The organism is Paraburkholderia fungorum, from assembly GCF_900099835.1.
Lineage (GTDB): Bacteria > Pseudomonadota > Gammaproteobacteria > Burkholderiales > Burkholderiaceae > Paraburkholderia > Paraburkholderia fungorum_A.
This window is the reverse complement of sequence record NZ_FNKP01000002.1, coordinates 1,520,676-1,547,194: the sequence shown is the minus strand read 5'-3', so window position 1 is coordinate 1,547,194 and position 26,519 is coordinate 1,520,676. Positions and strand designations below refer to the sequence as shown.

The following is a 26,519-nucleotide window of genomic DNA, read 5'->3' as shown; positions in this document are numbered from 1 at the left end:
GGCGCGACCTCGATAATCATATGCGAGCGGCGGAAAGCCGTCCTTCCTTGCGCGCCATGGCTTAACTCCTAGGTAGATAGCAGCAGTTTCAGCCGATGTTTTTGCGATGTGGCTTACTAGCTCGCTGCCTTGGCACTGCCTTACGCGTCATCATCACTGGATTGATGGTCGGCACCGGTGCAATGGTATCAAGCCATGCCTCGCGGCCAAGAACACGAAGTACCAGAATGAGTGTGTGCAGCGTCGAACCACTGCCGCTCTCCAGATTGTGAAGCGAGCGCACGCTGATGCCTGCGCGAGCAGCTACGGTTGCTTGGTCGAGGTTTTTGTGGACTCGTAGTTTCCTCAGACTCTGGCCGACGTCGGCCGCGATTTCGTGGGGCGTTTGTATTTTCATTGTCGGCGTGATATGGCTGAATGGCTTGCTCATCTCTGTTGGAAGGGCATCTGCAACAACGAGAAGAACGTTGCCGGTTAATGCTGAGACTGGCCGTAATCGGAAAATAGTTGCCGGATATTCCCATTCATGTCAGACCGCAGCCTCATTTCCTCATGAGGTCTCGCATGTCTGGTAGTGCCATAGCTGTCAGCTGTATGTGTGCGTTCAGCGGGTAGTGCTCGAGCAAGCGCAGCGCCTCTTCACGGACCGCCGGATGCGCTATTTCGTCAGGCGCGACAACCAGCGCTTCGAGAAGGTCACGGGTCTGAAACAGAGCTAAGGTCCGCTCGTACCGTGTGGTCATTGAGTGTCCTTCGGCAGATAGATGTTGTTCTGTTAGCTCTGGAGGGCCCACGTTCGAGCTACATGCCCGTTAGGCAAGCGATGAGTAGAGCAATCGTGGCAGCAATGAGAACAAACGTAGTGCATATTAGGCGACCCGCTACACGGTCGATGTTCTTCTGAGATGACGTGAATCTGAAGAGCCAATCGCAGAAACGACGATAGAGATTCATGAGGCGTTTGCTAGCTTTGACAGAATCAATGCAGGGGACGGGACGGCGTCCTTTAGTTGTCGGGTGAGGCATGCACGTCCGCGAGCCACTTCGCTATGCGTGTGAGTATGGCGCCGTCGCTGATACCCACAGATGACTTGAGCAGAAGGAAGTTGTCGACAAGTTCTCCTGGTTCGCGCCCGAATCGCTCAACTCCGAACACCGAATCGTCAAGTGCGAGCCAATGCTTCAAACGCTTTCCATACGCGTAGCTCGTGATGACATCGGTTCGCTCGGTGCCGTCGAGCACATAGCTGCGCCGCGGCTTAATGCTGCCGGTCGTTCCGATGACCCGGGCCCGCAGTTCGAGCGGAAGGTAGCCAATAACGCGGTCCTCTGGTAAGCGACGCGCCCACGACGTCGTCAGCACAATTTGCACGTCGGGGAACGGGGCTAGCAGTTCGCTGAGCAATGGAGCGAATTCGAGTAACTGCCGACCAGTGTCGAGCGTTATCTCCTCGGCGTCGTCGATGTAGGCGTTGCCAACGTGTAGCGTGCCGTCGAAATCAACGAACAGTGTGGGCGCCAGATTGTCCAGCAGAAGTGGAGCAGGGGGAGTCCTTGGTTTGCTGGGTGAGCGTCGCTCCATTACCTCATACCAGTTTACGCTGTGGCCGACTGCATGAAGCGCATCGCTCGCGTCGTTGCGATTCATGACGAGCATCTCTAGCCCATAGCCCGCAAGCACTTTGAAGAGCGTTTCGGTACTGACGGGTAGCCCATCTTCGACATGGCTCAAATCAGTGATGTCAACATAGAGGTAGTCTGCCGCGTCGAGAAGGTTGAGCTGGCATCGTTGCCTTGATTCGCGGACTAGGTCGCCGAGTACGCGCCGGTCTTGCGCAAGCGGGCTGTGGGGCATTGTCGAAGTTGATGGCATGGTGCGTTACACGGCGCGTGAGGTGGCCGTATTCCAGAGGCGATTACCAGTTCAGCAAAACTCGCAAGCGGGATATGAGCCAAGTCAACTCGGACGAGGACACCCAGTTCTTTCGTGCGACAGCTACGCGCACCCGCTCGAGAGTGACATCGCGACTGTGTTCTGGATATTCGGTCGCATCTTTGCGCGCCTTGGGTATCAGTTGGTGAGCCAAGTCTTCGCATATATCCCAACGCTCTTCACGCTCAGAATCGGTCTGCCCAGCGACGTATTTGCCATCAGACAGGACGACGCAGATTTTCGGCTGCGCGCCGGCTACTACGCCGCTCGAGCTATCGCGTGGAAAGTCATCGGGAACGAGATTAGTTTGCATGGTCGCTCCGTTCATGCGGTAGCTGATTGTCTTTTCTCGGCTTCCGGAATAATGCAATCGTCGCAGTAGACCTTTCGCCAGTAATCTTCACGGAAGGCGCCGGGTTTGCCACAGCTTTCGCAAGTGCGCTGAGCCTTATCTTCCGCAATTCCAATGTGCTGTCCTATACGTGACCACATGTCCTTTGGACACAAGTTACCGTTTCTCATGACGACCATGAACTTGCCATGAACTTGTTCGATATCAGTGCAGATGGGCAAGAGCGGGTAAGTCGCTCGGCCGTATGCCAGTGCAGTGTCCAGTTCCGCGAGCTTCTCCGGGAACTGCAACTGCTCGCGCCACAGGGTGCGCATCTCAAGCTCGACATCGCTCGCAAGTGCCTCAATGATTGAATGCCAACCAGCCCCGCACTGAATGCCTAAGTGCGCAATGTTGGCGGGGTAGGCATCTGGGTGATGCACCGCTCGAAAGAACAGTGGGAATTTCAAGAACAGGTCGTTTTGCCAATCCTTAAACATCCACGAGCGGCTCGTAGGATGCAGTTCTGCGTCGATTGATTCGGCCAATCGACGTGCTGCCGCTGAGTTCTCAATTGAAAGCGTTCGACGCTGCACTCTTGGAGCAGTCAAAGAGAGTCTCCGTCATCGGGCTGCATTGGGACGAGTATGTCCCTCGCAGTGAGCGATAGTGAAAATGGAAATTGTCATCGCGGTTTGTTGACATTCGATGCCAGCGAGGCATACCAATCAAAACGCGCGTGGTCGTATACGACCGGAGTGTAACCAAGTAATTATGTCGTGTAAATACTGCCATTATATTTAATGGCATTTATATGGCTGTAGATTTCATGCCCGCGTTGCGTAATGCTCCAGCCCCATATGGCAGAGAACATCACCCCACGTCAGGCCCTCCTGCGCGACCGCATCGCGAAAAATCTGAAGCTGTTCCGAGGCAAGCTTGGCATGTCACAAGAGCTTCTTGCCGACCGGGCCGGCTTGCATCGCACGCACGTAGGCCTGATTGAAAAGGGGGTTACGAGCGCTCGGATGGATACGCTTGTTGCTCTGGCCGCCGCTCTGGGAGTCGACGAGATGGAATTGCTTGTAGAGCGAGAGGAGGCGCTGCCGCCTGCGCTGAAACGTGGGAGAAAGAAGAAGGTCGACGGTCCTGCCGAGGACTGAGGGCTGCTACATAGAAGACGAGTGCCATGATGCAAACAGGACGGCACGAGGTCATCACGAAATCATGCGAGCACTTCAGCGTGGATTGACGGCTTTGCCTGATAACAGTTCAGCATCCATTCCGGCGGAAACACAAGCAAGTTTGTGCGCTGTCACAGTCGAGGCTAGAGGTACGCAACAGCCGGCTGATAGTGCTTTTAGCGCAACTGGACGTCATAGATTTTCCTGCTACACCACTGTGCTTTGTCCATTAAAAATGACTTGCACATCAAGGGTCCATTGCCGTTCCTTGCGCATACATGTTGTCGGTGATCGTCGACCCCGCGGCGTTCGACGCCCCCGACGCGCAAGCCGAAGCCGACGCGTTCATCGACTGGGTGAAGGCGTCGCCGCACGCGGCTGGCGTGTCGCAAATCTACGAACCGGGCGAGCCCGAACGCATGACGCGCGCGCAGCGCGAAGCCGAGGGCATCCCCATCGATCCGGCGACGTGGGCGCAGATTCGCGACGCGGCGTTGTCTGTCGGGATGAGTGTGGAGGAGGTTGCGCGCTGGAGCGCGCACTGGCGGTAAGCGGGGATTGAGCGCGTTGAACTACGCGCGTTTGCAACCGGTTACGCCAGCGGGAAAATTGACGGAATACCGCCGCTTAAAACACGGAAGCCCGCGACGCTCACGCGATCAGCCGGACCTTCTGGCGATCCTTCAACCACCGTTCGAATTCGGCAGCGGGCATCGCCTGGCCGTACAAAAAGCCCTGCACATAATCGACGCCGAGTCCTTTCATGAACATTTCTTCCGACTCGGTTTCGATCCCTTCGGCGACTACCTTGAAATCGAGTTCCTGCGCGACCGCGACCATCGAGCGCACCAGCGCCTGAGCCTTGGTGTCCGCGTTGATTGAGCGCACGAAACTGCGGTCGAGCTTGATGATGTCGAGCGGAATACGGCCCAATTGCGACAGCGACGAATAGCCGGTGCCGAAGTCGTCCAGATGCACTTGTGCGCCGAGCTGACGGAACTGCTTGATCAGGTCGATTGCAGCAGCTTCGTTTTCAATCAGGCAGCTTTCGGTGAGTTCCACGTCGACCAGACACGGGTCGAGATTCGCGCGTTGCAGCGCCTCGGTGAAATGCCGCACCACGGCGGTGTCGGCCAGTTGCCGCGCCGACACGTTGATCGCGATACGCAGGTTGTAGCCGTCGGCTTTCCATTGAGCCGCCTGTTTGGCGGCGGTTTCCATCACCCAGCGGCCGAGCACGCCGATCAGCCCGGACTCTTCTGCATAACGGATGAATTCCGATGGCATGATCTGCCCGCGTTCCGGCGAATTCCAGCGCACCAGTGCTTCCGCGCCTTGCACCACGCCGGTGGCGAGCGCCAGCTTGGGCTGGTAGTGCAGCGTGAGCTGGCCTTCGTCGAGGCCGCGCCGCAGGTTCGTGTCGAGCCACATGTATTCGGCGACCCGGCGGTTCATGTCCGGCGAGAACACGCGATGGGTGCGCTTGCCTTCGTCTTTGGCGACATACATCGCGGTGTCGGCCGAGCGGATCAGCGCTTCAAGGCTGTCGCCATGTTCCGGGTAGCGCGCGATGCCGATCGAGCAGCCGGTGTAGACCTCGACCAGTCCGACCGCGAACGGCGTGCGCATGCGGTCGAGAATGCGTTGCGCGGTGGCTTCGAGACCGTGTGCGGTGCCCTTGGCCGCGAGCACGATGAATTCGTCGCCGCCGAGCCGCGCCAGCATGTCGCCTTCGTTCAGGCAGGCGCGGATCGTGTCCGACACATCGCGAATCAGGTGGTCGCCGAAAACATGGCCGTAGTGATCGTTGACCTTCTTGAAGTTGTCGAGATCGAGGAACAGCACGCCGACCGCTTCGTCCGGCGCGGCATGTTCGATCGCAGTGCGGATCCGGTTCTGAATCGCGTTGCGGTTGATGAGACCGGTGAGTGCGTCGGTATTGGCCAGCTCGGTGAGCCGTTCCTGCGCGAGCCGTTGTTCGGTGATGTCGGTGCCCGAGCAGAGCATGAACCGATCGTCGACCCCGTTACCGCTGCGCACGAACTTATTGTGAAACACGAACAGGCGTTCGCCGTGCACCGTTTGGATGCACCGCTCGACGTCGTACGCTACGCCGCGTCGGAAAAATTCGTCGACGTCCTGAGCGGAGGCCGCACCTTCGGCGGACGGCATGAAGAACTCCGACACGTCGCGACCGATGATGTCCTCTTCCTTCACCCCCATCAATTGCTCGGCGAGCCGGTTGAAGCGCTGTATCCGACCGTGCCGGTCGACGATCACGACGACGGAATTGACTTCGGAGACGACCTGTTCGGCGAACGCGAGACTGTTCACCAGACCGCGCGTGACGGAGTCGGTGTCGTCATAAGCGGACGCGGTGCCGGCCCACGTATTGCGAGCCACCTTCTTGCCGACGAGATGCAGACGCAACGATTCGCCGGCAAGCTGCACGTCGAGCACGAGGTGCGACGTGACGCCGGTGAGACTGCGGATTTGCGAGGCTTGTTGAGGATCGAGCGAAATGGCGACGTGAGCCGACTCACCGCCTGAGGGCGTGAGTTCGAGTGCGTTGCTGTCGGTCGACAGACGCCAGCATGGGCTGCTCGTGCCGAACCGGGCATGAAGCACCTGCTCGTGTTGGTCGTCGTTCATTAGATCCCCGGGCGACGTTTGCCGATATGGGCCGTCGATGCGGCGAGTGGCAAACATTCTTCATCATACTTAAGGCACCCATTGTAGCGAAGCGACGGCATTCGGGCTTATAAACATTAACGGTCGCGGGTCTTCGAGCTTTAGCGTTTTTTCGGGTGGCGACGCCTGTTTCAGCGGGTTGCATCAAGTTGCGCCAGGCCTTTGCGGGCAGTTTGAACCGGCCAATGTATTCACGGACTTATCGCGCGAGATGCTTAATTAAAACCTTCGCGTCAGCAAACCACGCGCCTGCTCGCGATCCACGGGATTTTTTTCTATCGCGACGTCGAACCAGAATTTCCCTGCAACGAGTGTTGCAGCCACCACGCCGTCCCGGTATAGAACGCGATTTCCGGCGACTGCGGGCACGCGTTCTCCGACCAGCAAGGTCCCCGCAAGATTCAATGGATCGGTTCCGGCGACGCAGACAAAAGCACCGTCGTTCGCATGCCGGCGCACTTCGCGCAGCACGGGAATTGCCTCGCGCAACGCGAACTGCTCGCCGGCCAGGCCGCTCACGAAGCGTCCGCCGCGAATCACGCCGCGCGCTTCGAGACGCTGAAAAACACGCAGCAGGTCGCGCCACGGCGGCAACCATTCGGCCTCGCGTTCCAGCAGACGCCAGAACACCACGCCGTAACGACGCAGCAAAGACATCGCGACGTGTTCGAGTATTTCTGGCGGCAACTGTCGACGGCGCGGCGGCGTGGCGGCCGCTTCCGGCACGGCATCCGCGCGCCGGCTCACGAGCGCCCAGCGTCCGGCGTCGTCCATTCCGCCGATCAGCGCGCTCGACCGCGCGCGTCGGCTGCTGGAAAAAGCGCTGCGTTTGGCGACCGGTTTCAGTAGCGCGCGCAAACCCGCGAAGCTGTCGGAATTGGCGAGCCCTGCGGCCACGAGTTCGCCGAGCGCATTTTCCAGTTCCATCCGGAGCACATGGACTTCGCCGAGCAATTCGTCGAAGAACATCGCGCCGTGTTGCGATAGCGCGTCATAGACGCTCTGCGCGAGCGCCGATAGTTGCAACGGACTGGACGGATCGAGCAACGCGCTCCATGCGCGCACGTGCGAACGGGGCAGCAGCACGATCGGTGTGCTGCGGATCGGACTGCCGCCGCCCCGCGCACGTTCTGTCAGGCGGGTCCAGACAATCTTGCCGGCGCGGCATAATTCGTCTAACGAATCATTCACATACGCTTTGACGCGAGCGGGCAGGATGTCCTCTTCCCATGCACCGGCCGCGGCCTGGAAACCTTCCAGCTGATCGAGCACCGCCGCCAGCGCTTCGCGGCCTTCGCTGCGCGTATCCGGCGTCAGATGCTGCCACTCGAACAGGAAGCGCATGAAGTCGTGGCGTTCGACCGGCTCGATCTCGCGCCGCAGTCGTTTCACCGTGTAACGGTGGATGCGCGCCAGCAGGTGACGCTCGCACCATTCTTCGCCGGCGGCCTGGCTCGTGGCTTGCGGCGTGAAGCGGCCGCGCATCACGTAGCCTTCCGCTTCAAGAGCGCCCAACGCCTGTTCGACCGGTTCCTTTTGCAGCTTCAGCGGCGCGGCGATCGCCTCGACCGTCAGCGGGCCGAAGCCGGTCAGCCGCGCGCGCAATACGTCGACGAGCGCGTCGTCGGCGCTCCATGCATCGGCGTAGCCCTTCGGTGCGGCGAGCGGCGGCGTGAAGCTCATGCCGGGATAGAGCGCCTCGAAGCAGGTGACGCGCTCTGCGGGCAGCCACAGCGCGGCATCGGTGGAAAGGGGCAGGCGGGTCGCACGTCCCGATTTCGCGAGCGACGCAAGCCACGCCGGCCAGCCTTCGTGACGCCGCGCCTCGGCCTCGGTGATACAGGCGAGACCGGTCAGCGCTTCGTGCATTTCATCGGTGTTGCGCGCCTGCGGCCACGCTTCGTCGCGCACGCTGTCGATGGCGTCCGCGTCGAGCGCGCCGAGATCGTCGGCGCTCGACGGCTCGGTCCAGCGGCGATTCAACACGGCTTGCGTACGGCGCTCCTCGATCGGCGCATCGTCCAGATACGCGTAAGGTTTCGCGTTGAGGATTTCGGCGGCGAGCGGCGACGGTGCGGGCAAGTCGCGCGCAACCAGCCGCACCTCCTGCCGCTCGATACGGCGCAGCACCGCGAGCCATTGCTCGCTATCCATGGCTTCGTGCAGGCAGTCGTCGACGGTCTGATCCACGAGCGGATGATGCGGCAGTTCGCGCTCGCCGACCACGTTCTCCAGACACGCGGCCTGCTCGGGAAACACGCTGTTTAGCAGGTCTTCGCTGCGCATGCGCTGCAATTGCGGCGCGGTTTTGCGGCCGCCGGTGTAACGCGGCAGGCCAAGCGCGGTGGTCGCGTTCCAGCGCCAGCGCACGCCGAACAGCGGCGCGTCGAGCAATGCCTGGATCAGCAGATGTTCGGCGCTGTTCGAATGCAGATAGCGCCATACATCGTCGAGAACGAACGAGTGACTGCCGGTTAGCGACAGCACGATCGCATCTTCGGTCGCGGCCGCCTGCAGTTCGAAATTGAACGTCCGGCAGAAGCGTTTGCGCAGCGCGAGTCCCCACGCGCGGTTCACGCGGCTGCCGAACGGCGCGTGAATCACGAGTTGCGTGCCGCCGGATTCGTCGAAGAAACGCTCCATGACCAGCGTGTCCTGCGTCGGCAGCACGCTGAGCGCGGCGCGCGCGCGGGCGAGGTAGTCGACGATCTGACGCGCGGCGGCTTCGTCGAGAGCGAGGTTGTCGACCAGCCAGGCAATCGCGTGGTCGAGGTGGGCGGCTTCATCTTCGTGTGATAAAGACGGTTCCCGTTCCGCGAGCAAACGCTCGATCTGATCCCGCAAACGCGCGACGCCGAACGACAACTCGTCGCTTCGCCCCGGCGCTTCGCCGAGCCAGAACGGAATGTTCGGCGGCTGTCCCTGCGCGTCTTCGACCCGCACGCGGCCGCTCTCGATCCGCAAGATACGGTACGACGCGTTGCCGAGCTGAAACACGTCGCCGGCCAGGCTTTCGACCGCGAAATCTTCGTTGACGGTGCCGATGTTGATGGCCTGCGGTTCTAGCACCACCGCGTAATCGGCGTTCTCGGGAATCGTGCCGCCCGACGTGACGGCGACCAGCTTGCCGCCGCGCCGGCCGCGCAGCGTGCCGCTCACGACATCGCGATGAACATACGCGCCGCGCGGTCCGTTGCGGCTCGTGTAACCCTCGGCGAGCATGCGCAGCACGGCGTCGTACTGCTCGCGCTCCAGTTCGGCGTACGGCGCGGCACGGCGCAGCAGGTCGAACAGCGCGTCTTCGTTCCACTCGGCGCTCGATACCTCGGCGACGATCTGCTGGGCCAGCACGTCGAGCGGCGCACGCGGAATCCGCAGCGCGTCGAGTTCGCCGCGCCGTACGCAATCGAGCAGCGCCGCGCACTCGATCAGGTCGTCGCGCGAGACGGGGAACAGCCGGCCCTTCGGCATCCCGCCGACATGGTGGCCCGAGCGCCCGACCCGCTGCAGAAACGGTGCGATTGCGCGCGGCGAACCCATCTGGCAGACCAGATCGACATCGCCGATATCGATGCCGAGTTCCAGCGAAGCAGTCGCGATCAACACCCGCAATTCGCCACGCTTGAGCCGCTGTTCGGCGTCGAAGCGGTGCTCTTTCGCGAGGCTGCCGTGGTGCGCGGCGACCGCGTCCTTGCCGAGCCGTTCGGTCAGATGACGCGCGGCGCGCTCCGCCATGCGCCGCGTGTTGACGAAGATCAGCGTGGTCCGGTGCAGCGCGACCAGTTCGGCGAGGCGGTCGTACACGCGCTCCCACACCTCGTTGGGCATGACCGCTTCGAGCGGCACGGGCGGGATTTCCAGCGCGAGGTCGCGCGCACGAACGTGGCCCACGTCGACGATCGCGCAATCGGCGGGAATGCCGCTGTCGATACCCGCTCCGCCGACCAGAAAGCGCGCGACCGCGCTCACCGGCTTTTGCGTCGCCGACAGGCCGATGCGCGGCAGGCGCCGCTGGCACAGCGCGTCGAGCCGTTCGAGGCTGAGCGCGAGATGACTGCCGCGCTTGCTGCCGGCCAGCGCATGAATTTCGTCGACGATCACCGTGCGTACCGTCGACAGCATCCGGCGGCCGGAGTCCGAGCCGAGCAATACATAAAGCGATTCGGGCGTAGTTACCAGAATGTGCGGCGCGCGCTTTTTCAGCGCGTTGCGCTCCTGCTGCGTGGTGTCGCCGGTACGGACGGCGGTGCGGATATCGAGCGGCGGCAGGCCGCGCGCGTCGAGTTCGGCGGCGATGCCTTGCAGCGGAATCTGCAGATTCAGGCGGATGTCGTTCGACAGCGCCTTGAGCGGCGATACGTAGACCACCAGCGTTTCGTCGGGCAGCGCGCCGTTATTGGCAAGGCCCAGGTGGACCAGATCGTCGAGCGCGGAAAGGAAGGCGGTGAGCGTTTTACCCGAGCCGGTCGGGGCGGCCACCAGTGTCGAACGTCCCGCGCGGATTTGGGGCCACGCGGCGGCCTGCGCGTCGGTCGGCGCTGGAAACGTTTTCATGAACCAGTCCGCGACCGCGGGATGGAAACCGTCCAGCGCCTGTCGGTTCGCGCGCGCGGCGGCGTCCGGCGTGGCGGTGCCGCGCGCGGGATCAGACGCGTTCTCTGAAGCAGGGGACGTAGTGACCAAACTCATGCTGGCGTAGATGGGGGCGTCGCGCGTCATATCCAGAGGACCGCGAAACCCGCCTCATGGTCAGGATAAAAATCCAGTCTGGCAGGTTTTCCGGCGCTTCGCCGGCAACCTGAATATTGGCTTACCGACGCCCGGCGCGGAGTTGGCGCGCTCGCTGCCGGATCGGATCAATTGCAGTACTCTCTACGGCTCACCCTTCACGAATTCACGATGGAGTCCCGACGATGCGATACAACCAGTTAGGCCGTACCGGCGTGTTTGTTTCCGAGCTTTGCCTTGGGACGATGACCTTCGGCGGCGGCGACGGCATCTGGAAGCAGATTGGCGATTTGCAGCAGAGCGACGCCGAGCGGCTGGTCGGCCGCGCGCTCGACGCGGGTATCAATTTCATCGACACCGCCGACGTCTATTCGGGCGGCGTCTCCGAACAGATCACCGGCCAGGCGCTGAAAAACCTCAAGGTGCCGCGCGACAAGGTCGTGGTCGCGACCAAGGTATTCGGTCAGACCGGCGATTTTGCGAATGCACGCGGCGCGTCGCGCTATCACATTCTCGACGGCATCAAGGCGAGCCTGAAGCGGCTGCAACTCGATCACGTCGACCTGTACCAGATCCACGGTTTCGATCCGGCCACGCCGATCGAGGAAACCGTGCGAGCGCTCGACACCCTGGTGCAGCACGGCCATGTGCGCTATGTCGGCGTGTCGAACTGGGCCGCGTGGCAGATCGTCAAGGCACTCGGCATTTCGGAGCGTCTTGGGCTCGCGCGCTTTGAAACTTTGCAGGCGTATTACACGCTCGCCGGGCGCGATCTCGAACGCGAACTTGTACCGATGATGCACAGCGAAGGGCTTGGTCTGATGGTGTGGAGTCCGCTGGCGGGCGGTTTGCTGAGCGGCAAATATGGACGCGAGCAGCAGGGTGAAGCGGGCAGCCGCCGCACCAGTTTCGATTTTCCGCCGGTCGATCGCGAGCGCGCGTATAGCTGTATCGACGTGATGCGCGGCATTGCCGAGGCCAAAAAAGTGTCGGTCGCGCAGATTGCTCTGGCGTGGCTGCTGCATCAGCGCGTGGTGAGTTCGGTGATCGTCGGCGCGAAGAAAATCGAGCAGCTCGACGACAATATCGCCGCGACCGCCGTGACGCTTTCTTCCGATGACCTGGCGAAGCTCGATCAGGTAAGCACGCTGCCCGCCGAATATCCCGGGTGGATGCTGGAGCGGCAGGGCGAAGGGCGTCGCAAGCAACTCGACGAAAGGCGCAATGGCGGGTGATGCAACGAACCGGCGCGGGTGCGTGACGTGACACGCGGTTCATGTCACGTCACGCGAGTTGCGCCGCGCACCTGGCCTTCGTACTTTGCAACTGGCAACCGGCGCGCGTGATCAAAAGTCGAACGGCGGCTACGACTCGTCAAAATTCGCATGGCACAGTCGCCGCCGTCCAAACATCACTCACACCGCTTGCGCAGCCTTCGCCGTTTCTGCCGTATAAGCGGCAACCGCATCCATCGTACGGGCCGAGTACACCATCGTCGCTCCTGCGTTCATCGCGACGGCCACGCCCAGCGCCTCGGCGATTTCCTCGCGCGTCGCGCCGTGCTTCAGCGCTTCGGCCGTATGAACGGTAATACAACCGTCACAACGCAGGCTGACCGCGACCGCCAGCGAAATCAGCTCGCGCGTTTTCGCGCCAAGCAGGTCGGCCTTCTGACCTGCACCCGACATCGTTTGATAAGCCTTCACGGTATCCGGCGACAACTTCGCAATTTCACCGATACGGCCGAACAGCGCTTTGCGGTAATCGATCCAGTTCAACATGGCAGTGCTCCTTGGTCTGTTGCGCGTCGGCGGTTGCCGGCGTCGTGAGACAAAGTATTGCGCCGCGCTGCGATATCCTGAATACTCGTTTCGCTCAACTTTTAGCGCGATCGTCTCATGGATACACTCAGCCGATTAATCGACCTTGCCCGCCCTCAAGCCAGTCTCGACTTGCGCTGCCTGCTATCGGGCCCGTTCGACGTCGACCACGCGCCGATGGAAGCGGGCGTCGCGCCATTCCATCTCGTGCTCGGCGGCGCGTGCCTGATCGAGACCGCGGGCGGCGCACAGGTGCCGTTGCAGGCCGGTGACTTCATGCTGTTCCCGCGTGGCGCGGCGCATCGGATGCGCGATGCGAAGCGCTCGGCGGGTGGTGCGCCTTTGACGTTGAGCCATGACGGAATGTTGCCTTTGCGTCGCAATGACGGGGGCGGAGGCAGCGGAGAAAGCCTCGCTAACGGTGCAAACGAACCAGCAGTCAACGCCGCCGAAGTCGATCTCCTCTGCGGCCGTTTCGTCTATGCGCCGGGTCCGTCCGCATTGCTGCTCAACGCGTTGCCGGATCCTTTGCACGTATCGCTCGGCGGCGAGCAGACATTGGGCGCTTTGCAAACGCTGATCGCGCTGATGCGTACCGAAGCGGCGCACCGTCAACCCGGCGCGCTCGCCATTGTCACTGCATTGAGCCACGCGTTATTCGCGATGGCCTTGCGCGTGCATGGCGAGCAGAACGCCGCCGAATCCGGGGTGCTTGCATTGCTGGCCGACCCCCGCCTGGGCGCGTCGGTTCAGGCGATGCTGGGCGAGCCCGAGCGGGCATGGACCATCGCCGAACTCGGCGATCTTGCGGCGATGTCGCGCGCGACTTATGCACGCCGCTTCAACGAGCGCGCGGGTGTCACCGTGATGGATTTCCTCACGCAGATCCGCATGTCCATTGCGTGCGATCTGCTGCGCCGCACGCAACGCAGCGCGGCGGAGATCGGCGAAGCGGTGGGCTATCAATCGGAAGCCGCGTTCGGCAAGGCGTTCGCGCAAAGCGTGGGCGTGACGCCGGGGCGTTACCGGCGGCGTCCGCAAGACGAGGATGGGTGATGCGAGGTGAGGCTTCCGCCGGCTAGCGCGCGTCGGCGGGTTTGCCGAACCAGCGCTGCTCAATGCGCGACATCAGGTACGCCACCAGCAGCGCGCAGACCGTGCCGATCGTCACTTCGCCCAGACGCAGCAGCGCTTTGTCCCACGCTGGTCCCATGCCCGGCACCAGCAGCATGATCGTCGCGGTGATGCCGCCCAGACGCGCCGCGCTGCCCACGTTCACAACCCAGCAGATCACGATGGCGATGGCGACCGTCGCGGCATAAGCGGCGAAATGTCCGCCGCCGAGCAACGCGCCCGCGAGTCCGCACATACCGCCGACCATCGCGCCGATAAACTGATCGCGCGACAGATTGCGTGTGTCGATATAGCTGTGCTGGCTGACCGCGATTGCCGTGATCGCGGCCCAGAACGCCTGCTCGGTATGCAGCGCGCGGCCGATCGCGAATGCGAGGCTGGCTCCAGCGACGGCCTGCACCGCCATGAAGCCGCCTTCGATCAGGCGCTCGCCGAGCGGCAATGCCTTGAGGAATGCAAACAGCGAATTGGCAGCGCTCGCCCGCGCTGTGCGTGTTGGATTGTCGCTTGTGGTCATCGAAAGGAAGGGGCCTTGTTGGCCGTGCCGGCCGGGTTGCAGCATGAAGGTGCCATATTTTAGCGAGTCCACTTTACACATGAGATGTAGTCGCGCTCACCGCTTCCGGTCGTCGCGCGGCCTTCGATACCAGTTCATCAACGGCGTCGACGACACGCCGTGAATTACCACCGACGCTGTAATGACGGCAAGCGTCAGCGGCATGAGCGGCATGACATCCGCCGCCGCGCCGTGTTCGAGCGCATACGCGAGGTAGTAAAACGAGCCGATGCCGCGGATGCCGAACCAGCTCATCAGGCGTCGCTGGGTCGGGGTCGCGCTCGATCCCAGCAGCGACAATTCCACCGACACGGGCCGCACGATCACGAACAGCGCGACGATCAGCGCGACGCTTTGCCACGTGAAGATCGGAGTCGGCAACGTGGCGAGTACGTTGCCGACCATCGCCATCACCGCGACTTCCGCGATGCTTTCGAGTTCGATCGTGAAACCGAGCACCGACTCCGTCACGTACGCATGCGCTTTGCTCGGATTGGCTGCGGTCGCCTCGACATCGTCGGCATCGACGGTGCCGAGCACCTGGCGCGGCGATATGCCGCCACTCGCGCGATGTTCGACGCGCCGCATCGCGACGCCCGCCGCGAATACCGCCAGAAAGCCGTACGTATGTGCGATTTGCGCAGCGCCGAACGACAGTTCGATCAGGCCGAGCGCGAAGAACCCTTCGAGTCCGAGCGCCTGCGCGTGCCGCATGCGCAGCCACGCGATCGCATGGGTGGTGGCCCAGCCGAGTGCGCCGCCGATGGCGATAGCGCCCGCCACACCCCAGACCATGCTCGCGGCGAGTTGCAGGTTCAGCAGTTCGCCGGCCAGCGCGGGCGGCGCGGCGCAGAGCGCGAGGCCGAGCATCGCGAAGGGCAGTGCGATGCCGTCGTTCAATCCGCCTTCGCCGGAGAGCGCGAAGCGCAACAGGTCGTGATCGCCGGGATTGTGGACCTGGACATCGTGTGCGAGCACCGGGTCGGTGGGGGCGAGGATCGACGCGAGCAGCAAGGCCGGTCCCCAGCCGAGATGCAGCACGTACACGCCGAACAGCGTGAGCAAGGGGATGGTCGCCAGCATCGCGAGGAAGCCGAGACGCAACGGCACGGTCCACAGTTTTTCGAGCATGCCGAGGCGCAGTCGCAGACCGATCGCGAATAGCGAAACCAGCAGCGCGATTTCGGTGATGACGCGCAGCAGATGCGCGTCGCCGGCCATGTCGAGGCGCAACAGATCGACGCCGGGCAGCGCCAGCCCGTAGCCGATCGCGAGGTAAAACATCGCGGCGCTGATAGGCAGGCGCCGCAGTGTCGTCGCCGCCAGCCCCATGAAAACGAGGACGGCACCGACGATCAGGAACCACAATGTTTCGCGCATGAGCTTCCGGTGAGGGCCGGCGAGTGCGTAATCGCTGCCGGCCGGTTGTAAAGAGCGCTAACGGCGCGGGTGCGTTGAGGAGGTTAGCTCGGGCGGTCGCCAGCGTGTTTGCAAAGGCACGCGCCGAATCGTCCGGTCAGGGATCGCGTCCGAATGCTTCACGTAGCTTGCGCTTGGCCCGTTGCAACGTATCGCGCCGCGCCTTCGGCAGGTTCCTGCCCGCACGATTGATGTAGAAATTGAGCATCGACATCGCCGACTGAAACGGCGTGCCTTTGCGTCGGCGGCTATGCGTCGACGACTGCTTCAGCGATTGCGCAATCGAGTCGGCGCTGCCCGTTTTGAAGATGTCGTGCTCGATGTCCATCGCATCGCTGGTTTCCATCACATGATGCGACCACTTACGCGAATTTTGCGCGGTGCCTTTTTTCGCTGCTTGAGCGCGATGGGCGGCGTGCGCCTGTGCGTGCCGCTGACGAGGCGGGCGGCCTGCTTTGCTCCGCGCGGCAGGATGGCGGGATTTGCGGGTGGATTTTCTGGCAGGCATGGGTTCCACCTCCTTGCTGGGGAAGTCGCTTTGATCTTTCGGAGCCGCTTGTGGCTGCGCGTGCGGGTGCTAGGCCGGGCGGGACATAGCCATGTCGAAGCTCCATGAGAAACGCGCCGGCTGCCGCATGGCGGCGTGCCGGCGCATCGGAGCGGACATGAGCAGTTTCACACCTGAGCCCGCAAAGAACATTAAAAATCGCGGCGACTACAACTTCAGACCGCCTGCTTCGGGCGCATCCGACGAACCCGCAGCAATGTCGCCGACACCCACATCGTCCCGGCGATCGTAGCGGTCACGGCCCCAGTACGGCTCGCTGCCGTAATACTGATGCACGGAAGTCGCCCACGTCTGATCGGCCATCGACGGCCAGTGGTCCTTGTCGAATCCCGGAGCGTTCTTCACGCGCTCGGCGGTCATGTCCAGAACGAAGCACTTTCTCTGCGTGTCGAGCGTCAACGCGTGCCATGGAATAGCCAGCAGCTTGTCGCCGATACCGAGAAAGCCGCCGCTCGACAACACCGCATAGGCGATACGGCCCGAGCCGACATCGAGCATGATGTCCTTCACCTTGCCGATATCTTCGCCATCGCTGCTGATGACCTTGTCGCCGTCGAGCGTAGCTGCCGCCATCACGTCGGGACCGGGGCCGTCGGCGGTCGCGCTGCCCTTGCCGACGATACGCGCGCCCTGTTCCTGGCGCATACCGCTTTGCGTCTGTGACTGGTTCAGCATGATGTGACTCCTGTACGGATGAATGTACGTTAAGTCCAGCAACCGGCGTGCCTCGCGTCAGCGCAGTTGCCGCTCATTGCAAATCGATGCAGCGTTCGTGCGAACACCTATGCGCTTAAGAGCCTGAAAAAACTCAATGTGCGGCCCGACTCATTTCACGCGACTCAGCCGCTGTGCGCCTCGCTGTTTTCGCACGACCGGCCTTCGTCTCTTCTTTTTGCGCGGCCTTCTTGCGCGCCTCGCGGGACTTCTTCAGCAGGCTTGTAATCGATCCGTCGATGCTATCGGCCTCCGCCGACTCCCTTGCTTTGCGGCCCTTCGCGCCCGCCTGTCGCGCCAGTTTTGCCGCGCGTTTTTCCGCCTGCGCGAGCAGCGCGGCGAACGCCACCTCATCGACGCGAAGTCCCCGGCGTGATTGTCCTGGCGACATACCCTGAAGTTGATCCGCTTCGAACGCGCTGATTACCGCGGGATGGATGTAGCAGCGCCGGCACACGGCAGGCGTGTTGCGCAATAAAGCCGCCACGTCCTTGACGGTCGCCACGATATGGTGGCGAGCCTGTGCCGCGTCGCTGCAAATCAGCCGTCGTAATGCGGCCAGTGCATAGACGCTGCCGGCCCACGTCCGGTAGTCCTTGGCGGTGAAATCCGCGTCGCTTGCGCGGCGCAGATAGTCGTTGATATCGGCCGACCCGACCGTATGACGCGTGCCGTCATCGTCGAGATACTGGAACAGGTCGTGCCCCGGCAGCTCGGCACAGCGTCGCACGATACGTTTGATTCGCGGGTTTTCCACCGTGACGTCGTGTTCAATGCCGCTCTTGCCGCGAAACCTGAATCGCAGCCGTCCCGCCTCGATCTTCACGTGCTTCTTGCGCAGCGTCGTCAATCCGTACGACTGGTTGTCGCGCGCATATTCGACGCTGCCAATGCGGATCAGCGTGGTATCCAGCAATTGCACGATGGCGGCAATCACCTTGTCGCACGGCATGCCCGGCAGCTTCAGATCGCGGGCGACGCGCGCGCGGATTCTCGGCAGCGCGCGGCCGAACTCAGCCATGCGTTCGTATTTGGTGGCGTCGCGGGTTTCGCGCCAGCGCGGGTGATATCGATACTGCTTGCGCCCGCGCGCGTCGCGTCCGGTCGCCTGAATATGGCCGCGCGGATCGGCGCAGATCCAGACCTCTTCATAAGCCGGAGGAATCGCGAGCGCGTTGATGCGCTTGATGTCGTCTTCATCGTCGACGCGCTTGCCGGTGGTGTCGAAATAAACGAAGCCGTCTTTTTCGCGCTTGCGGGTGTAGCCGGGTTTGGTGTCGTCCGCGTGCCGCAGACCCGGCGGCATGGCGGCGGGCTCTGCCTGTTTCGCGCTCTCGTCCGAACAATCGGGACGGCGTTGAGTTGTACTGGTTGGAGTAGCCATCGTCGGAGGTAAAAATTTTAGGCACCGGGCGCGCGAGGCGCCGACGCTGCTTCTTCAAGCAAAGCCGATGCCCGGCGTCGCGCGTCAACTGACGAGGACTCGTGTGCCCCTGCTCTGACCGGCGGAACGGTCCTTGCGCAGAACACCTCGTGACCCACGAACCCAGGAGAGCACCATGAGCAGCACGCTAAATCCCGATGAAGAGCCGCAACAGGTCGTCAAGGAAACAGCCGGTACGACCGGCGCACTCGGTCCGAGCGATTCGTCCGATAGCGGCAGCGATGTCGCGGGTGCGAAACGCCACGCCTTCGATATCGACTCGGAACTCGATAACCATGCGCTCGAAACCGGCGACAGCGAGTTGGGCAGCGACACGGATCGCGCGGGCACCGGAGAGCGCCAGGCGGCAGACGGCGATTCGACGCTGACCCCTGATGCCGATATCGAACCCGACCGGATTATCGATCCGCTGAACGAGTCTGAAGAATCTACGGACGATGACTCCGATTCCGTTTGACCACGTGATCGATCGAGGCAAAAACCATGGGCACGTCTTTTGCTCAATTGGTCTTTAACGAAGGCGAGGGTCCAGGCAGCAGGGCCCTGCATCAAGGAGAAAATGCATGTCCAGCACGTTGAATGGCTACAAGGTAGCGGTCCTCGCGGTAGATGGATTCGAACAGGCCGAGCTGATCGAGCCGCAACGCGCGCTCGCCGAAGCGGGCGCAACGGTCCACGTGATTTCAGCGAAGCCCGGCAAGATTCAGGGTTTCAAACACGTCGATAAAGGCGATACGGTCGCCGTCGATTCGACTTTCGATAAAGCCAACCCGGACGATTACGACGCGGTCGTGTTGCCGGGCGGTGTGGTGAATGGCGACGCCATTCGCCTGCTGCCGCAGGCGCAGGCCTTCGTCAAGGCCGCGAACAACGCAAAGAAGCCGATTGCGGTGATCTGTCATGGCGGGTGGTTGCCGGTGTCGGCGGGAATCATCAAGGGACGCACGGTGACGAGTTGGCCCAGCCTGCAGGACGATATTCGCAATGCGGGCGGCACGTGGGTGGACAAGGAAGTAGTCGAGGACGGCAATCTGATTTCCAGCCGTCAACCCGACGATTTGCCCGCTTTTAACAAAACGCTGATTGCGCAGTTGTCGAAGCGCAAGGCGGCGTAAGCGAGGGTGGTCAGCGAAGCGCAACGCGTGATTTACGCCACGCGCTTTGCGAATCGGCTTCGTTTCCGGTGAATCGTCGAACAGGGAGAAAGTGCATGAAATTCCGGTATTCCCTACAAGTGATGACTGTCGCGCTGGGGTTGAGCGCGGCGTCGATCGGCGCAGTCCATGCGCAAGCCAGCGATGCAGCGCCCAGCGATGCGCCAGTGAGCGGCAGCAAGCTGTCGCCCGCCGATGAACAGTTCGTGCAGACGGCCTCGCAGTCCGACGCAACTGAAATCGCGGCCAGCAAGGTCGCACTGAAAAATTCGCAGGACCCGCACGTGCGCAAATTCGCGCAGCAGATGATCACCGACCACACCAAACTCTCGCATGGGATGGCGGCGCTGGTGTCGAAGAAAGGCTTTACGACGACGCCCACTGCGGATTCGGCGCTGGTCGGCAAGCTGCAGACGCTGAAGGGCAAGGAGTTCGATCAGGCGTACGTGGAGCAGGTTGGGGTGGAAGCGCATCAGCGGGCCGTGGACCTGTTCACGCAGCAAAGTCAGAGCGGCACTGATCCGCAATTGAAAGCCGCCGCCGCGCACGCTTTGCCGACCATCAAGCATCATCTAGAGATGGCCGAGCAACTCGCCGGTGCAATGAAGGGCTCGTCATGAACGCGATCGTCATGCCGCGGCCGGCTTATGAGGATTCCCTTATGCAGATAAATTTTCCGGACGACAAACCGGCCTTTGACGGCGCCAATCTGACGGTGCGGTTCATGGCTCGGGTAGAGGGCGAGGCGGTGATCTGCGCGATCACGGCTGAGGCGCTGGAAGACCACTTCGGCGCAGAATCGGCACTCGAAACGGCTTTGATGGCGGCCTTCGATAAAGGCCGTCAACGCATCCGTTCAGTCTGCGCAGAAGCGCTCGACCAGAACAATGGCGAAGGCGTAGTGTTGCATAGCGGACTGTTCCGGGTCGAAGGCATGGAGCCCGATCGCGGCGCGACGGCGTAGTGCGCAACGCGTGATTCCGCTAGTGCTGCGTGTTGGCAGGATAGATGCGCGGCAGCAATCCGGCGCGATCCGCTCATGCTATTTCTACGATGCAAGGAGGCGTGATGTCAGTCATCGTTGCAGCAAGATTCACCACTTTCCCGACCGCCGAAGACGCGGCGCAGAAGCTTTTCAATGCAGGTTTCGTCGAAGAAGACGTGACGCTGTTCTTTGTCAATCCGCGCGGTCAGCACGCGCGTTATCCGATTGGCGGCGACACCAGCACCGACCCGGCCGCAAAAAATGCGCCGAAGGGTGCTGGAATGGGCGTAACGATTGGCGCTGTGATCGGCGCGGTAGTTGGGGTGGCGATCTTCGCAGCGTTTTCCGCGCCATTGATCGTGTCGCTGATTGCGGCAGGCGTTGGAGCGTATATCGGCTCGCTAGTGGGCGCAATGTCGCGCACGCGAGAAGGCGGTAAAACGGCGCACAGGTCACCTTTTCATGAAGAAACGCGCGATTCCGGCGTGCTGGTCGCCGTGCATGTTTCACCGGACAATCAACTCGATGCCGCGCGCGTGTTGCGCGAGGCCGGGGGCGTGGCGATTGAGAGGGCGAGTGGGCGTTGGCAACAAGGGCGTTGGGCTGATTTCGATCCGTTGAAAACACCGGTGCCGCTCAATGAGTTTGCGGAGAAGCGCGCGTGATTTAAGAGTCGTTCGCTTCAGGCGGCTAACGAAAAAGCCCGGCAGATGTCGGGCTTTTTTGCGTCGGGCCGTGTCGCGTCATTCCGTTTGCGGTATCGCGATGCCTCTCGCGAGCTTCGGCTCCAGTTTCAACGGGCACGTCTACACCCAGATCTTCGACGCACCGCGCAAATGCCGCGTCGCGCGATCCTGCTCTGCCGGAACTTCGCTACGCGTCGGCTCGCAGGCCGCAAGCAGCAGCCCGCTGCGTGGCATTTCGCACGACAGTTGCGCGGCTTCCGGCGTCGCAGCAGGCGCTTCGTGAGGCTGCATATGTTCGCGAATCTGCATCACGGTAGCCGACGTGATGATCGCAACGGCGGCGAGAAATTCCGCGCTTCTGATTTTCTTCATGGTGATTCTCCCTGTCGTTGTTGCCTGCCCATTGTTTTCAATTCATTGGCACGTTTGCAGTCTGTCGGTTCATGCAGAGCGCGCTTCGGGCGAGCTTATAAAGCAACCGGCGTGCCATCGGCTCAAGGCTTGCGGGACGGGGTTTCACGCCTGATGGCACGCTTCGTCATAAGAAACATTTACGCGCGTCGGCAAGATTCCCAGTGTGTCGGCACACGATTCGCCTGCGTGCATGTTCGTGCGACGCCGGGCACGGCCCGTGCGAACAGTTAAGCGAACCCCGTTGCCGGACGGCCATGAATGACGTGAGTACAGATACGACATGCAATGGCCGGCAGCGGATTCCACGATTAACGAAACCCCGGAGGTATTGAATGGCTACGAACGTTGTTTCCGTGCTGAATGATCTGGTCGAAACCTCGAAGGATGGCGAAAAGGGCTTTCGCAAGGCTGCCGAAGATGCACATGACGCGCAGCTAAAAACACTCTTCCTGTCCCGCGCCGAAGACTGCACACGCGGTGCGCGCGAGTTGCAGGATGCCGTGCAAACGCTCGGCGGCAAGCCGGAAACGGGTGGGAGCATGAGCGGCGCGCTGCATCGCGGATGGGTCGACGTGAAGTCGGCTGTGACGGATCGCAGCGATCACGAGATTCTCGCCGAGTGTGAAAAGGGTGAGGACGTCGCGAAGAAACGCTATCACGACGCGCTCGAAAAGGATTTGCCGGTGGACGTGCGCGCGATTGTCGAAAGGCAGTATCAGGGCGTGCTGCAAAATCATGACCGTGTGCGCGATTTGCGCGATCAGTATGCGGCTAGGCGTTAAGCGCCTGCTTTAGAGCCTTTAAGGCTTAAGTGGGAATAAAGAAGTAAAGGCTGGCGCTCGACTAGAAGAGCGCCAGTTTTTTTATTTGGGCTTCTGCTTTTGTGCGTGCGGCATCGAAATAAATAACGCTGGTGCCATCAACGTCGATCGACGAAATCCGTACGCACAAAAAATGCGGTCCGCTTTCGCGAACCGCATTTTTCTCCCTGAAGCCTGACGCCCGGGAAGCTCCGGTTATGTCGCCGGCACTTCCCGATGTTATCGCCAGCGCTTATTCAGCGGCCACCTTCAGGTGGTTCTTCACGCTCGACACGCCCTTTACGCCCTGCACGACTTCTTCAGCAGCGGCCTTGTCGTCGGCCGAGGGGACCGAGCCCGTGAGCCACACCACGCCCTTGCGGGTCTTCACGTGGACGTGCGTCGATTTCACGTTCTTCGCGGCCAGCAGGTCAGCCTTGGCCTTGGTGGTGATCGTGCCGTCATCGACGTGTTCGCCGATGGTTTCCGATGCCGACGACGGAGCCGTTGTCGTGGTTTGCGCCGTCGCGTTCAGTGCGAATGCGACACAAGCGATGCTACCTGCGGTCTTCAGAAGTTGGATGGTCTTCATGGTTTCTCCTTCGGGTGTTGATGAAAATTGCGGTCTTGTTGCCTGCGGTCGATCGCGGCAAATGCCGCCGATGACTCGCGTGGGGTCGTTGCCGCTACGGTTCCGTCACGGCCCGTTATCGACACCGGGCGACAGCCTCTGCACGCGTTACGCCGGTTGCGCCTGGCGTGCAAAGACTGACGTCCGTCCACATAGAGCTGATTCGCAAGTGGTGTGCCCGGGGTGGCCGTGATGGAGCGTCTACGGGAAAAAGCCGTTACGGCACAGCCATTTAGGCTGACGAATCGCGTGACGGGCGCGCTTGGCGCCTGCAGTTGAGGCCCGCCAGGCAGAGGCCCGGAAATTGCCGGGTGCTTGTAAAAAAGGGCGCGCGGGGCCTGCGCAATTGACGGGCCTGAAAGGGCAAAGCGTCGAAAAAACAGTAGCTTGCGCGACCTGGTACGACAGTTGCTCTAGTGAGGTCACTTATCAATTTCGGCTGCTTTCCAGCTACTAATGGGACCTCACTACAATGCCTTCAATTGAACTACGCACAAGGCAGTCTCTTGCACTCACGCCGCGTCTGCAGCAATCGGTGCGTCTGTTGCAGTTGTCGTCTCTGGAGTTCCAGCAGGAGTTACGTACCGCACTAGATACGAATCCGTTCCTCGAATACGACTCGTCGGATACGGAGGATGTCGCGCTCGCCACGGCATCGCCGGGCGAAGAAGCGGGCGTCATGCAGGCAACGGATGCCGTCGCCACTGCCGAACCCGATTCGATGCCCGCTGAAGCCGGCGGCAACGACACGCTGGAAAGCTCGGGCCAGGACGATATGCCCGGAGACTTTTCCGGCGATTACGGCTCGCGTAGTTCAGCCCGTCAGAATGGCGATTCGGACAGCAGCGATCCCGCCGAATGGGCCCGCTCGCAACCGACCTTGCGCGAGCAGTTGCACGACTCGCTGCGCCTGTATCGACTCGACGATCGCGATCGCGCGGTGGCGCGTTTCATCATCGAAGCACTCGACGACGATGGCTATCTGCGGCAGGAGCTTTCGGATCTCGCAGATAGCGTCGATCTCGAACCCGAATTGACTGAAGATGAATTGCTGGTTGCGTTGCGTCTGGTGCAGTCGCTCGACCGGCCGGGGCTGGGCGCGCGTTCGCTGTCGGAGTGTCTGTTGCTGCAGGTGAATGCGCTGTCGGACGATACGCCGGGGCGTGACGTTGCGCGGCAGATTGTCGAGCATCATCTGGAGCGCCTCGCACGTCGCGAGCAGGCGGAGTTGCAGAAGCAGATTGGTTGCAGCGCAGATGAGCTGCGCGTCGCCTGCGCACTCGTGCGCAAGCTCGATCCGAAGCCAGGCAATTGCTACGGCCGCAGCGAAGATAACTACGTGGTGCCGGACGTGATCGTGCGTCAGGTGCGCAACAAATGGGCCGTCGCGATCAATCCGGCTGTGCAGCCGCGCGCGCGTATCCATCGCATGTATGCGGAATTGTTTGCGCAGTCGGCGGGTGCGAGCCGCTCGCCGCTCGCGCAGCAATTGCAGGAAGCGCGCTGGCTGATCCGCAATGCGCAGCAGCGTTTCGACACGATTCAGCGCGTAGCCGAGTGTATCGTCGCGCATCAGAAAGCGTTCTTCCAGTACGGCGAAATCGCGCTCAAGCCGATGGTGCTGCGTGATGTCGCCGACGAACTGGGTCTGCATGAATCCACGATCTCGCGCGCTACGGGCAACAAATATATGGCGACGCCGCGCGGCATCTTCGAATTCAAGCATTTCTTCCCGCGCGAACTCGGCACGGAAAGCGGCGGCACCTGTTCGGCTGCCGCAGTGCGCGCGCTGCTGAAGGAAATGATCGCGGCGGAAAATACCCACGATCCGCTGTCGGACGTGACGCTCGCGAAGATGCTCGCCGATCAGGGCGTGCTGGTCGCGCGCCGCACGGTCGCCAAGTACCGCCATCTGATGAAGGTGCCCCCGGCTGAACTACGTCGGCAGGTTTGAACCCGCTTCATTAAGCGTAAACGCCCCCTGCCAAGGGCGGCGGTCAAGGGTCATGCGAGGCTGTCCGCTCGCGTGGCCCTTTTTCGTATCTGGACGTTTCGTGCGCGCGCCTTTACATTGGCGGGTCCAATCGGAACGGATGAGTCCAATGAAGTATTCGAGTCTGGTCGAGCGCTTGCAGGGCAGGCGCACGTCGGCGTGGGAAATCCATCGGGTCGCGCAACAGGCGGCGGCCAATGGCGAAGACGTCATCGTCTTGAGCGTGGGCGACCCCGATTTCGCGACGCCCGCGCCGATCGTCGAACGTGCAATCGACGCTTTACGCAGCGGCGATACGCATTACAGCGCGGTGTCCGGACGTGAGCCGGTGCGTGCCGCCATCGCAGAAGATCATGCGCGCACGACCGGCTGCGATGTGAGCGCCGCTAATGTGATCCTCACTGCTGGCGCGCAGAACGGCGTGTTCGCCACGTCGCTATGTCTGCTTGAAGCGGGCGACGAAGTGATCGTCCCCGAGCCGATGTACCTGACCTACGAAGCCTGCGTGCGCGCGGCGGGCGCGACACTCGTGCCGGTGCCGGTCGATCCGGCGCGTGCCTTTCACGTCGATTGCGACGCGCTGGAGGCCGCGATTACACCGCACACCAAGGCCATTTTCTTCGCGACACCGTGCAATCCAACCGGGGTGGTGATGCAGCGCGCGGACCTCGAACGGATAGCGCGACTCGCGTGCAAGCATGATCTGTGGGTGCTGTCCGACGAGGTCTATGCGGACCTGACGTTCGAGCGTGAGCATCTGGGCATTGCGTCGCTGCCGGGTATGGCGGAGCGCACGGTGACGCTCGGCAGTCTGTCGAAGTCGCACGCGATGGCGGGGTGGCGCGTGGGCTGGGCCATCGGCCCGGCTGAACTGATCGAACATATGGGTCGGCTCGCGCTTGCGATGCTGTACGGTTTGCCCGGCTTTATCCAGCAGGCGGCATTGACGGCCTTGCAGAACAAGTCGGAGATTGCCGCGCAAATGCGCGAAATTTACCGGCGTCGGCGCGATGTGGTGTTCGAGCGTTTGCATCGCGTACCGGGTTTGCGTTGTCTGTTGCCGGAAGCCGGCATGTTCATGATGGTCGATGTCAGCGGTACGGGACTCGATACGGTGGACTTCACGTGGCAGCTTTTTCGCGCGCAAGGCGTGTCGGTGCTCGACGCGAGTGCTTTTGGCGAGACGGCGAACGGTTTTGTGCGGCTGGGCTTCGTGGTCGATGAAGCCCGGTTGATCGACGCGTGCGAGCGGATTGCGGCGTTTGTCGACGGGCTGAAGAGTAATCAGGCCATGCGCGGCTGAACGGTATAATTCACGCACTTCAAGGGCAGTC

General features: G+C 61.9%; 26 protein-coding genes and 1 pseudogene. 12 read left to right on the top strand and 15 right to left on the bottom strand.

Annotated elements, in window-relative coordinates; all coding sequences use genetic code 11:
• Positions 1-88: 88 nt before the first annotated feature.
• The 5 genes from BLS41_RS22805 to BLS41_RS22785 all read right to left on the bottom strand — a co-directional run bounded on the left by BLS41_RS22805 (position 89) and on the right by BLS41_RS22785 (position 2,812).
• A complete protein-coding gene (locus tag BLS41_RS22805; protein WP_253189738.1) occupies positions 89-430 on the bottom strand; it encodes a helix-turn-helix domain-containing protein in 342 nt (113 codons plus the stop codon).
• A gap of 112 nt (positions 431-542) precedes the next feature.
• Positions 543-743, bottom strand: a complete 201-nt coding sequence (locus BLS41_RS40120; protein ID WP_074768942.1) for a BPSL0761 family protein — start codon at positions 741-743, stop codon at positions 543-545.
• 263 nt (positions 744-1,006) lie between these two features.
• A complete protein-coding gene (locus tag BLS41_RS22795) occupies positions 1,007-1,855 on the bottom strand; it encodes an HAD domain-containing protein (RefSeq protein ID WP_253189737.1) in 849 nt (282 codons plus the stop codon).
• Positions 1,856-1,916: 61 nt separating this feature from the next.
• Complete coding sequence (locus BLS41_RS39120) at positions 1,917-2,246, bottom strand: hypothetical protein (protein ID WP_074771124.1); 330 nt, start codon at positions 2,244-2,246, stop codon at positions 1,917-1,919.
• A gap of 11 nt (positions 2,247-2,257) precedes the next feature.
• Complete coding sequence (locus BLS41_RS22785; RefSeq protein ID WP_143026341.1) at positions 2,258-2,812, bottom strand: hypothetical protein; 555 nt, start codon at positions 2,810-2,812, stop codon at positions 2,258-2,260.
• A gap of 312 nt (positions 2,813-3,124) precedes the next feature.
• Between BLS41_RS22785 and BLS41_RS22780 the strand changes: the two genes are divergently transcribed.
• Together BLS41_RS22780 and BLS41_RS22775 are read left to right on the top strand one after the other, a co-directional pair.
• Entirely contained in the window at positions 3,125-3,427 is a 303-nt protein-coding gene (locus BLS41_RS22780) for a helix-turn-helix domain-containing protein (RefSeq protein ID WP_074771123.1), read from the top strand.
• Between the two features lie 299 nt (positions 3,428-3,726).
• Positions 3,727-3,999 (top strand): annotated as a pseudogene (locus tag BLS41_RS22775) (Ldh family oxidoreductase); the annotation flags it as partial.
• A gap of 100 nt (positions 4,000-4,099) precedes the next feature.
• On the opposite strand, the gene pdeR reads toward BLS41_RS22775, so the two are convergent.
• Together pdeR and BLS41_RS22765 are read right to left on the bottom strand one after the other, a co-directional pair.
• Positions 4,100-6,100 (bottom strand): cyclic di-GMP phosphodiesterase, encoded by a 2,001-nt coding sequence (gene pdeR, locus BLS41_RS22770; RefSeq protein ID WP_074768934.1) that lies wholly within the window; start codon positions 6,098-6,100, stop codon positions 4,100-4,102.
• Positions 6,101-6,358: 258 nt separating this feature from the next.
• Positions 6,359-10,828 (bottom strand): DEAD/DEAH box helicase, encoded by a 4,470-nt coding sequence (locus tag BLS41_RS22765; protein WP_436972018.1) that lies wholly within the window; start codon positions 10,826-10,828, stop codon positions 6,359-6,361.
• 224 nt (positions 10,829-11,052) lie between these two features.
• Between BLS41_RS22765 and BLS41_RS22760 the strand changes: the two genes are divergently transcribed.
• Positions 11,053-12,102 carry an aldo/keto reductase gene (locus BLS41_RS22760; protein ID WP_074768930.1) on the top strand — a complete coding sequence of 350 codons (1,050 nt, stop codon included), beginning with the start codon at positions 11,053-11,055 and terminating at the stop codon, positions 12,100-12,102.
• Between the two features lie 180 nt (positions 12,103-12,282).
• On the opposite strand, the gene BLS41_RS22755 is transcribed toward BLS41_RS22760, so the two are convergent.
• Complete coding sequence (locus tag BLS41_RS22755; protein ID WP_074768928.1) at positions 12,283-12,648, bottom strand: carboxymuconolactone decarboxylase family protein; 366 nt, start codon at positions 12,646-12,648, stop codon at positions 12,283-12,285.
• A 117-nt stretch (positions 12,649-12,765) separates the two neighbouring features.
• On the opposite strand from BLS41_RS22755, the gene BLS41_RS22750 reads away from it, so the two are divergent.
• Positions 12,766-13,743: a cupin domain-containing protein gene (locus BLS41_RS22750; RefSeq protein ID WP_074768926.1), complete on the top strand. Its 978-nt coding sequence runs from the start codon at positions 12,766-12,768 to the stop codon at positions 13,741-13,743.
• Positions 13,744-13,765: 22 nt separating this feature from the next.
• Here the strand turns inward: BLS41_RS22750 and BLS41_RS22745 are convergent, their stop codons facing one another.
• From BLS41_RS22745 to BLS41_RS22725, 5 genes are all read right to left on the bottom strand, one after another.
• A complete protein-coding gene (locus BLS41_RS22745) occupies positions 13,766-14,338 on the bottom strand; it encodes an FUSC family protein (protein ID WP_074771122.1) in 573 nt (190 codons plus the stop codon).
• Between the two features lie 96 nt (positions 14,339-14,434).
• Positions 14,435-15,757 carry a cation:proton antiporter gene (locus BLS41_RS22740; protein WP_074768924.1) on the bottom strand — a complete coding sequence of 441 codons (1,323 nt, stop codon included), beginning with the start codon at positions 15,755-15,757 and terminating at the stop codon, positions 14,435-14,437.
• 136 nt (positions 15,758-15,893) lie between these two features.
• Entirely contained in the window at positions 15,894-16,304 is a 411-nt protein-coding gene (locus BLS41_RS22735; RefSeq protein ID WP_074768922.1) for a DUF3175 domain-containing protein, read from the bottom strand.
• Positions 16,305-16,511: 207 nt separating this feature from the next.
• Positions 16,512-17,039 (bottom strand): PRC-barrel domain-containing protein, encoded by a 528-nt coding sequence (locus BLS41_RS22730; protein WP_074768920.1) that lies wholly within the window; start codon positions 17,037-17,039, stop codon positions 16,512-16,514.
• 133 nt (positions 17,040-17,172) lie between these two features.
• A complete protein-coding gene (locus BLS41_RS22725) occupies positions 17,173-18,462 on the bottom strand; it encodes a DNA topoisomerase IB (RefSeq protein ID WP_074768918.1) in 1,290 nt (429 codons plus the stop codon).
• A 175-nt stretch (positions 18,463-18,637) separates the two neighbouring features.
• On the opposite strand from BLS41_RS22725, the gene BLS41_RS22720 reads away from it, so the two are divergent.
• The 5 genes from BLS41_RS22720 (at position 18,638) to BLS41_RS22700 (ending at position 21,326) form a co-directional block, all read left to right on the top strand.
• Entirely contained in the window at positions 18,638-18,979 is a 342-nt protein-coding gene (locus BLS41_RS22720; protein WP_074768916.1) for a chemotaxis protein, read from the top strand.
• Positions 18,980-19,085: 106 nt separating this feature from the next.
• Complete coding sequence (locus BLS41_RS22715; RefSeq protein ID WP_074768914.1) at positions 19,086-19,637, top strand: type 1 glutamine amidotransferase domain-containing protein; 552 nt, start codon at positions 19,086-19,088, stop codon at positions 19,635-19,637.
• Between the two features lie 95 nt (positions 19,638-19,732).
• A complete protein-coding gene (locus BLS41_RS22710; protein WP_074768912.1) occupies positions 19,733-20,296 on the top strand; it encodes a DUF4142 domain-containing protein in 564 nt (187 codons plus the stop codon).
• Complete coding sequence (locus tag BLS41_RS22705) at positions 20,293-20,640, top strand: DUF1488 family protein (protein ID WP_074768910.1); 348 nt, start codon at positions 20,293-20,295, stop codon at positions 20,638-20,640. Before BLS41_RS22710 ends, BLS41_RS22705 begins: the two co-directional genes overlap by 4 nt.
• A 104-nt stretch (positions 20,641-20,744) precedes the next feature.
• On the top strand, positions 20,745-21,326 hold the full coding sequence (locus tag BLS41_RS22700) for a hypothetical protein (RefSeq protein WP_074768908.1): 582 nt from the start codon (positions 20,745-20,747) through the stop codon (positions 21,324-21,326).
• 141 nt (positions 21,327-21,467) lie between these two features.
• On the opposite strand, the gene BLS41_RS22695 is transcribed toward BLS41_RS22700, so the two are convergent.
• A complete protein-coding gene (locus tag BLS41_RS22695) occupies positions 21,468-21,719 on the bottom strand; it encodes a hypothetical protein (protein WP_074768906.1) in 252 nt (83 codons plus the stop codon).
• Between the two features lie 374 nt (positions 21,720-22,093).
• Here BLS41_RS22695 and BLS41_RS22690 point away from each other — a divergent pair, with 374 nt between their 5' ends.
• Positions 22,094-22,543: a PA2169 family four-helix-bundle protein gene (locus tag BLS41_RS22690; RefSeq protein ID WP_074768904.1), complete on the top strand. Its 450-nt coding sequence runs from the start codon at positions 22,094-22,096 to the stop codon at positions 22,541-22,543.
• Between the two features lie 271 nt (positions 22,544-22,814).
• Here BLS41_RS22690 and BLS41_RS22685 read toward each other — a convergent pair whose 3' ends face one another.
• A complete protein-coding gene (locus BLS41_RS22685; RefSeq protein ID WP_074768902.1) occupies positions 22,815-23,153 on the bottom strand; it encodes a BON domain-containing protein in 339 nt (112 codons plus the stop codon).
• 511 nt (positions 23,154-23,664) lie between these two features.
• On the opposite strand from BLS41_RS22685, the gene BLS41_RS22680 reads away from it, so the two are divergent.
• On the top strand, positions 23,665-25,146 hold the full coding sequence (locus tag BLS41_RS22680) for an RNA polymerase factor sigma-54 (protein WP_074768900.1): 1,482 nt from the start codon (positions 23,665-23,667) through the stop codon (positions 25,144-25,146).
• A 148-nt stretch (positions 25,147-25,294) separates the two neighbouring features.
• Positions 25,295-26,488 carry a pyridoxal phosphate-dependent aminotransferase gene (locus BLS41_RS22675; RefSeq protein ID WP_074768898.1) on the top strand — a complete coding sequence of 398 codons (1,194 nt, stop codon included), beginning with the start codon at positions 25,295-25,297 and terminating at the stop codon, positions 26,486-26,488.
• The last annotated feature ends 31 nt before the right edge of the window (positions 26,489-26,519 follow it).

Excerpts from the sequence above, each read along its gene's own strand:
- BLS41_RS22805 (WP_253189738.1), bottom strand. The coding sequence starts at position 430 with ATGAGCAAGCCATTCAGCCATATCACGCCGACAATGAAAATACAAACG.
- BLS41_RS40120 (WP_074768942.1), bottom strand. The coding sequence starts at position 743 with ATGACCACACGGTACGAGCGGACCTTAGCTCTGTTTCAGACCCGTGAC.
- BLS41_RS22795 (WP_253189737.1), bottom strand. The coding sequence starts at position 1,855 with ATGCCCCACAGCCCGCTTGCGCAAGACCGGCGCGTACTCGGCGACCTA.
- BLS41_RS39120 (WP_074771124.1), bottom strand. The coding sequence starts at position 2,246 with ATGCAAACTAATCTCGTTCCCGATGACTTTCCACGCGATAGCTCGAGC.
- BLS41_RS22780 (WP_074771123.1), top strand. The coding sequence starts at position 3,125 with ATGGCAGAGAACATCACCCCACGTCAGGCCCTCCTGCGCGACCGCATC.
- pdeR (WP_074768934.1), bottom strand. The coding sequence starts at position 6,100 with ATGAACGACGACCAACACGAGCAGGTGCTTCATGCCCGGTTCGGCACG.
- BLS41_RS22765 (WP_436972018.1), bottom strand. The coding sequence starts at position 10,828 with ATGAGTTTGGTCACTACGTCCCCTGCTTCAGAGAACGCGTCTGATCCC.
- BLS41_RS22760 (WP_074768930.1), top strand. The coding sequence starts at position 11,053 with ATGCGATACAACCAGTTAGGCCGTACCGGCGTGTTTGTTTCCGAGCTT.
- BLS41_RS22755 (WP_074768928.1), bottom strand. The coding sequence starts at position 12,648 with ATGTTGAACTGGATCGATTACCGCAAAGCGCTGTTCGGCCGTATCGGT.
- BLS41_RS22750 (WP_074768926.1), top strand. The coding sequence starts at position 12,766 with ATGGATACACTCAGCCGATTAATCGACCTTGCCCGCCCTCAAGCCAGT.
- BLS41_RS22745 (WP_074771122.1), bottom strand. The coding sequence starts at position 14,338 with ATGACCACAAGCGACAATCCAACACGCACAGCGCGGGCGAGCGCTGCC.
- BLS41_RS22740 (WP_074768924.1), bottom strand. The coding sequence starts at position 15,757 with ATGCGCGAAACATTGTGGTTCCTGATCGTCGGTGCCGTCCTCGTTTTC.
- BLS41_RS22735 (WP_074768922.1), bottom strand. The coding sequence starts at position 16,304 with ATGCCTGCCAGAAAATCCACCCGCAAATCCCGCCATCCTGCCGCGCGG.
- BLS41_RS22730 (WP_074768920.1), bottom strand. The coding sequence starts at position 17,039 with ATGCTGAACCAGTCACAGACGCAAAGCGGTATGCGCCAGGAACAGGGC.
- BLS41_RS22725 (WP_074768918.1), bottom strand. The coding sequence starts at position 18,462 with ATGGCTACTCCAACCAGTACAACTCAACGCCGTCCCGATTGTTCGGAC.
- BLS41_RS22720 (WP_074768916.1), top strand. The coding sequence starts at position 18,638 with ATGAGCAGCACGCTAAATCCCGATGAAGAGCCGCAACAGGTCGTCAAG.
- BLS41_RS22715 (WP_074768914.1), top strand. The coding sequence starts at position 19,086 with ATGTCCAGCACGTTGAATGGCTACAAGGTAGCGGTCCTCGCGGTAGAT.
- BLS41_RS22710 (WP_074768912.1), top strand. The coding sequence starts at position 19,733 with ATGAAATTCCGGTATTCCCTACAAGTGATGACTGTCGCGCTGGGGTTG.
- BLS41_RS22705 (WP_074768910.1), top strand. The coding sequence starts at position 20,293 with ATGAACGCGATCGTCATGCCGCGGCCGGCTTATGAGGATTCCCTTATG.
- BLS41_RS22700 (WP_074768908.1), top strand. The coding sequence starts at position 20,745 with ATGTCAGTCATCGTTGCAGCAAGATTCACCACTTTCCCGACCGCCGAA.
- BLS41_RS22695 (WP_074768906.1), bottom strand. The coding sequence starts at position 21,719 with ATGAAGAAAATCAGAAGCGCGGAATTTCTCGCCGCCGTTGCGATCATC.
- BLS41_RS22690 (WP_074768904.1), top strand. The coding sequence starts at position 22,094 with ATGGCTACGAACGTTGTTTCCGTGCTGAATGATCTGGTCGAAACCTCG.
- BLS41_RS22685 (WP_074768902.1), bottom strand. The coding sequence starts at position 23,153 with ATGAAGACCATCCAACTTCTGAAGACCGCAGGTAGCATCGCTTGTGTC.
- BLS41_RS22680 (WP_074768900.1), top strand. The coding sequence starts at position 23,665 with ATGCCTTCAATTGAACTACGCACAAGGCAGTCTCTTGCACTCACGCCG.
- BLS41_RS22675 (WP_074768898.1), top strand. The coding sequence starts at position 25,295 with ATGAAGTATTCGAGTCTGGTCGAGCGCTTGCAGGGCAGGCGCACGTCG.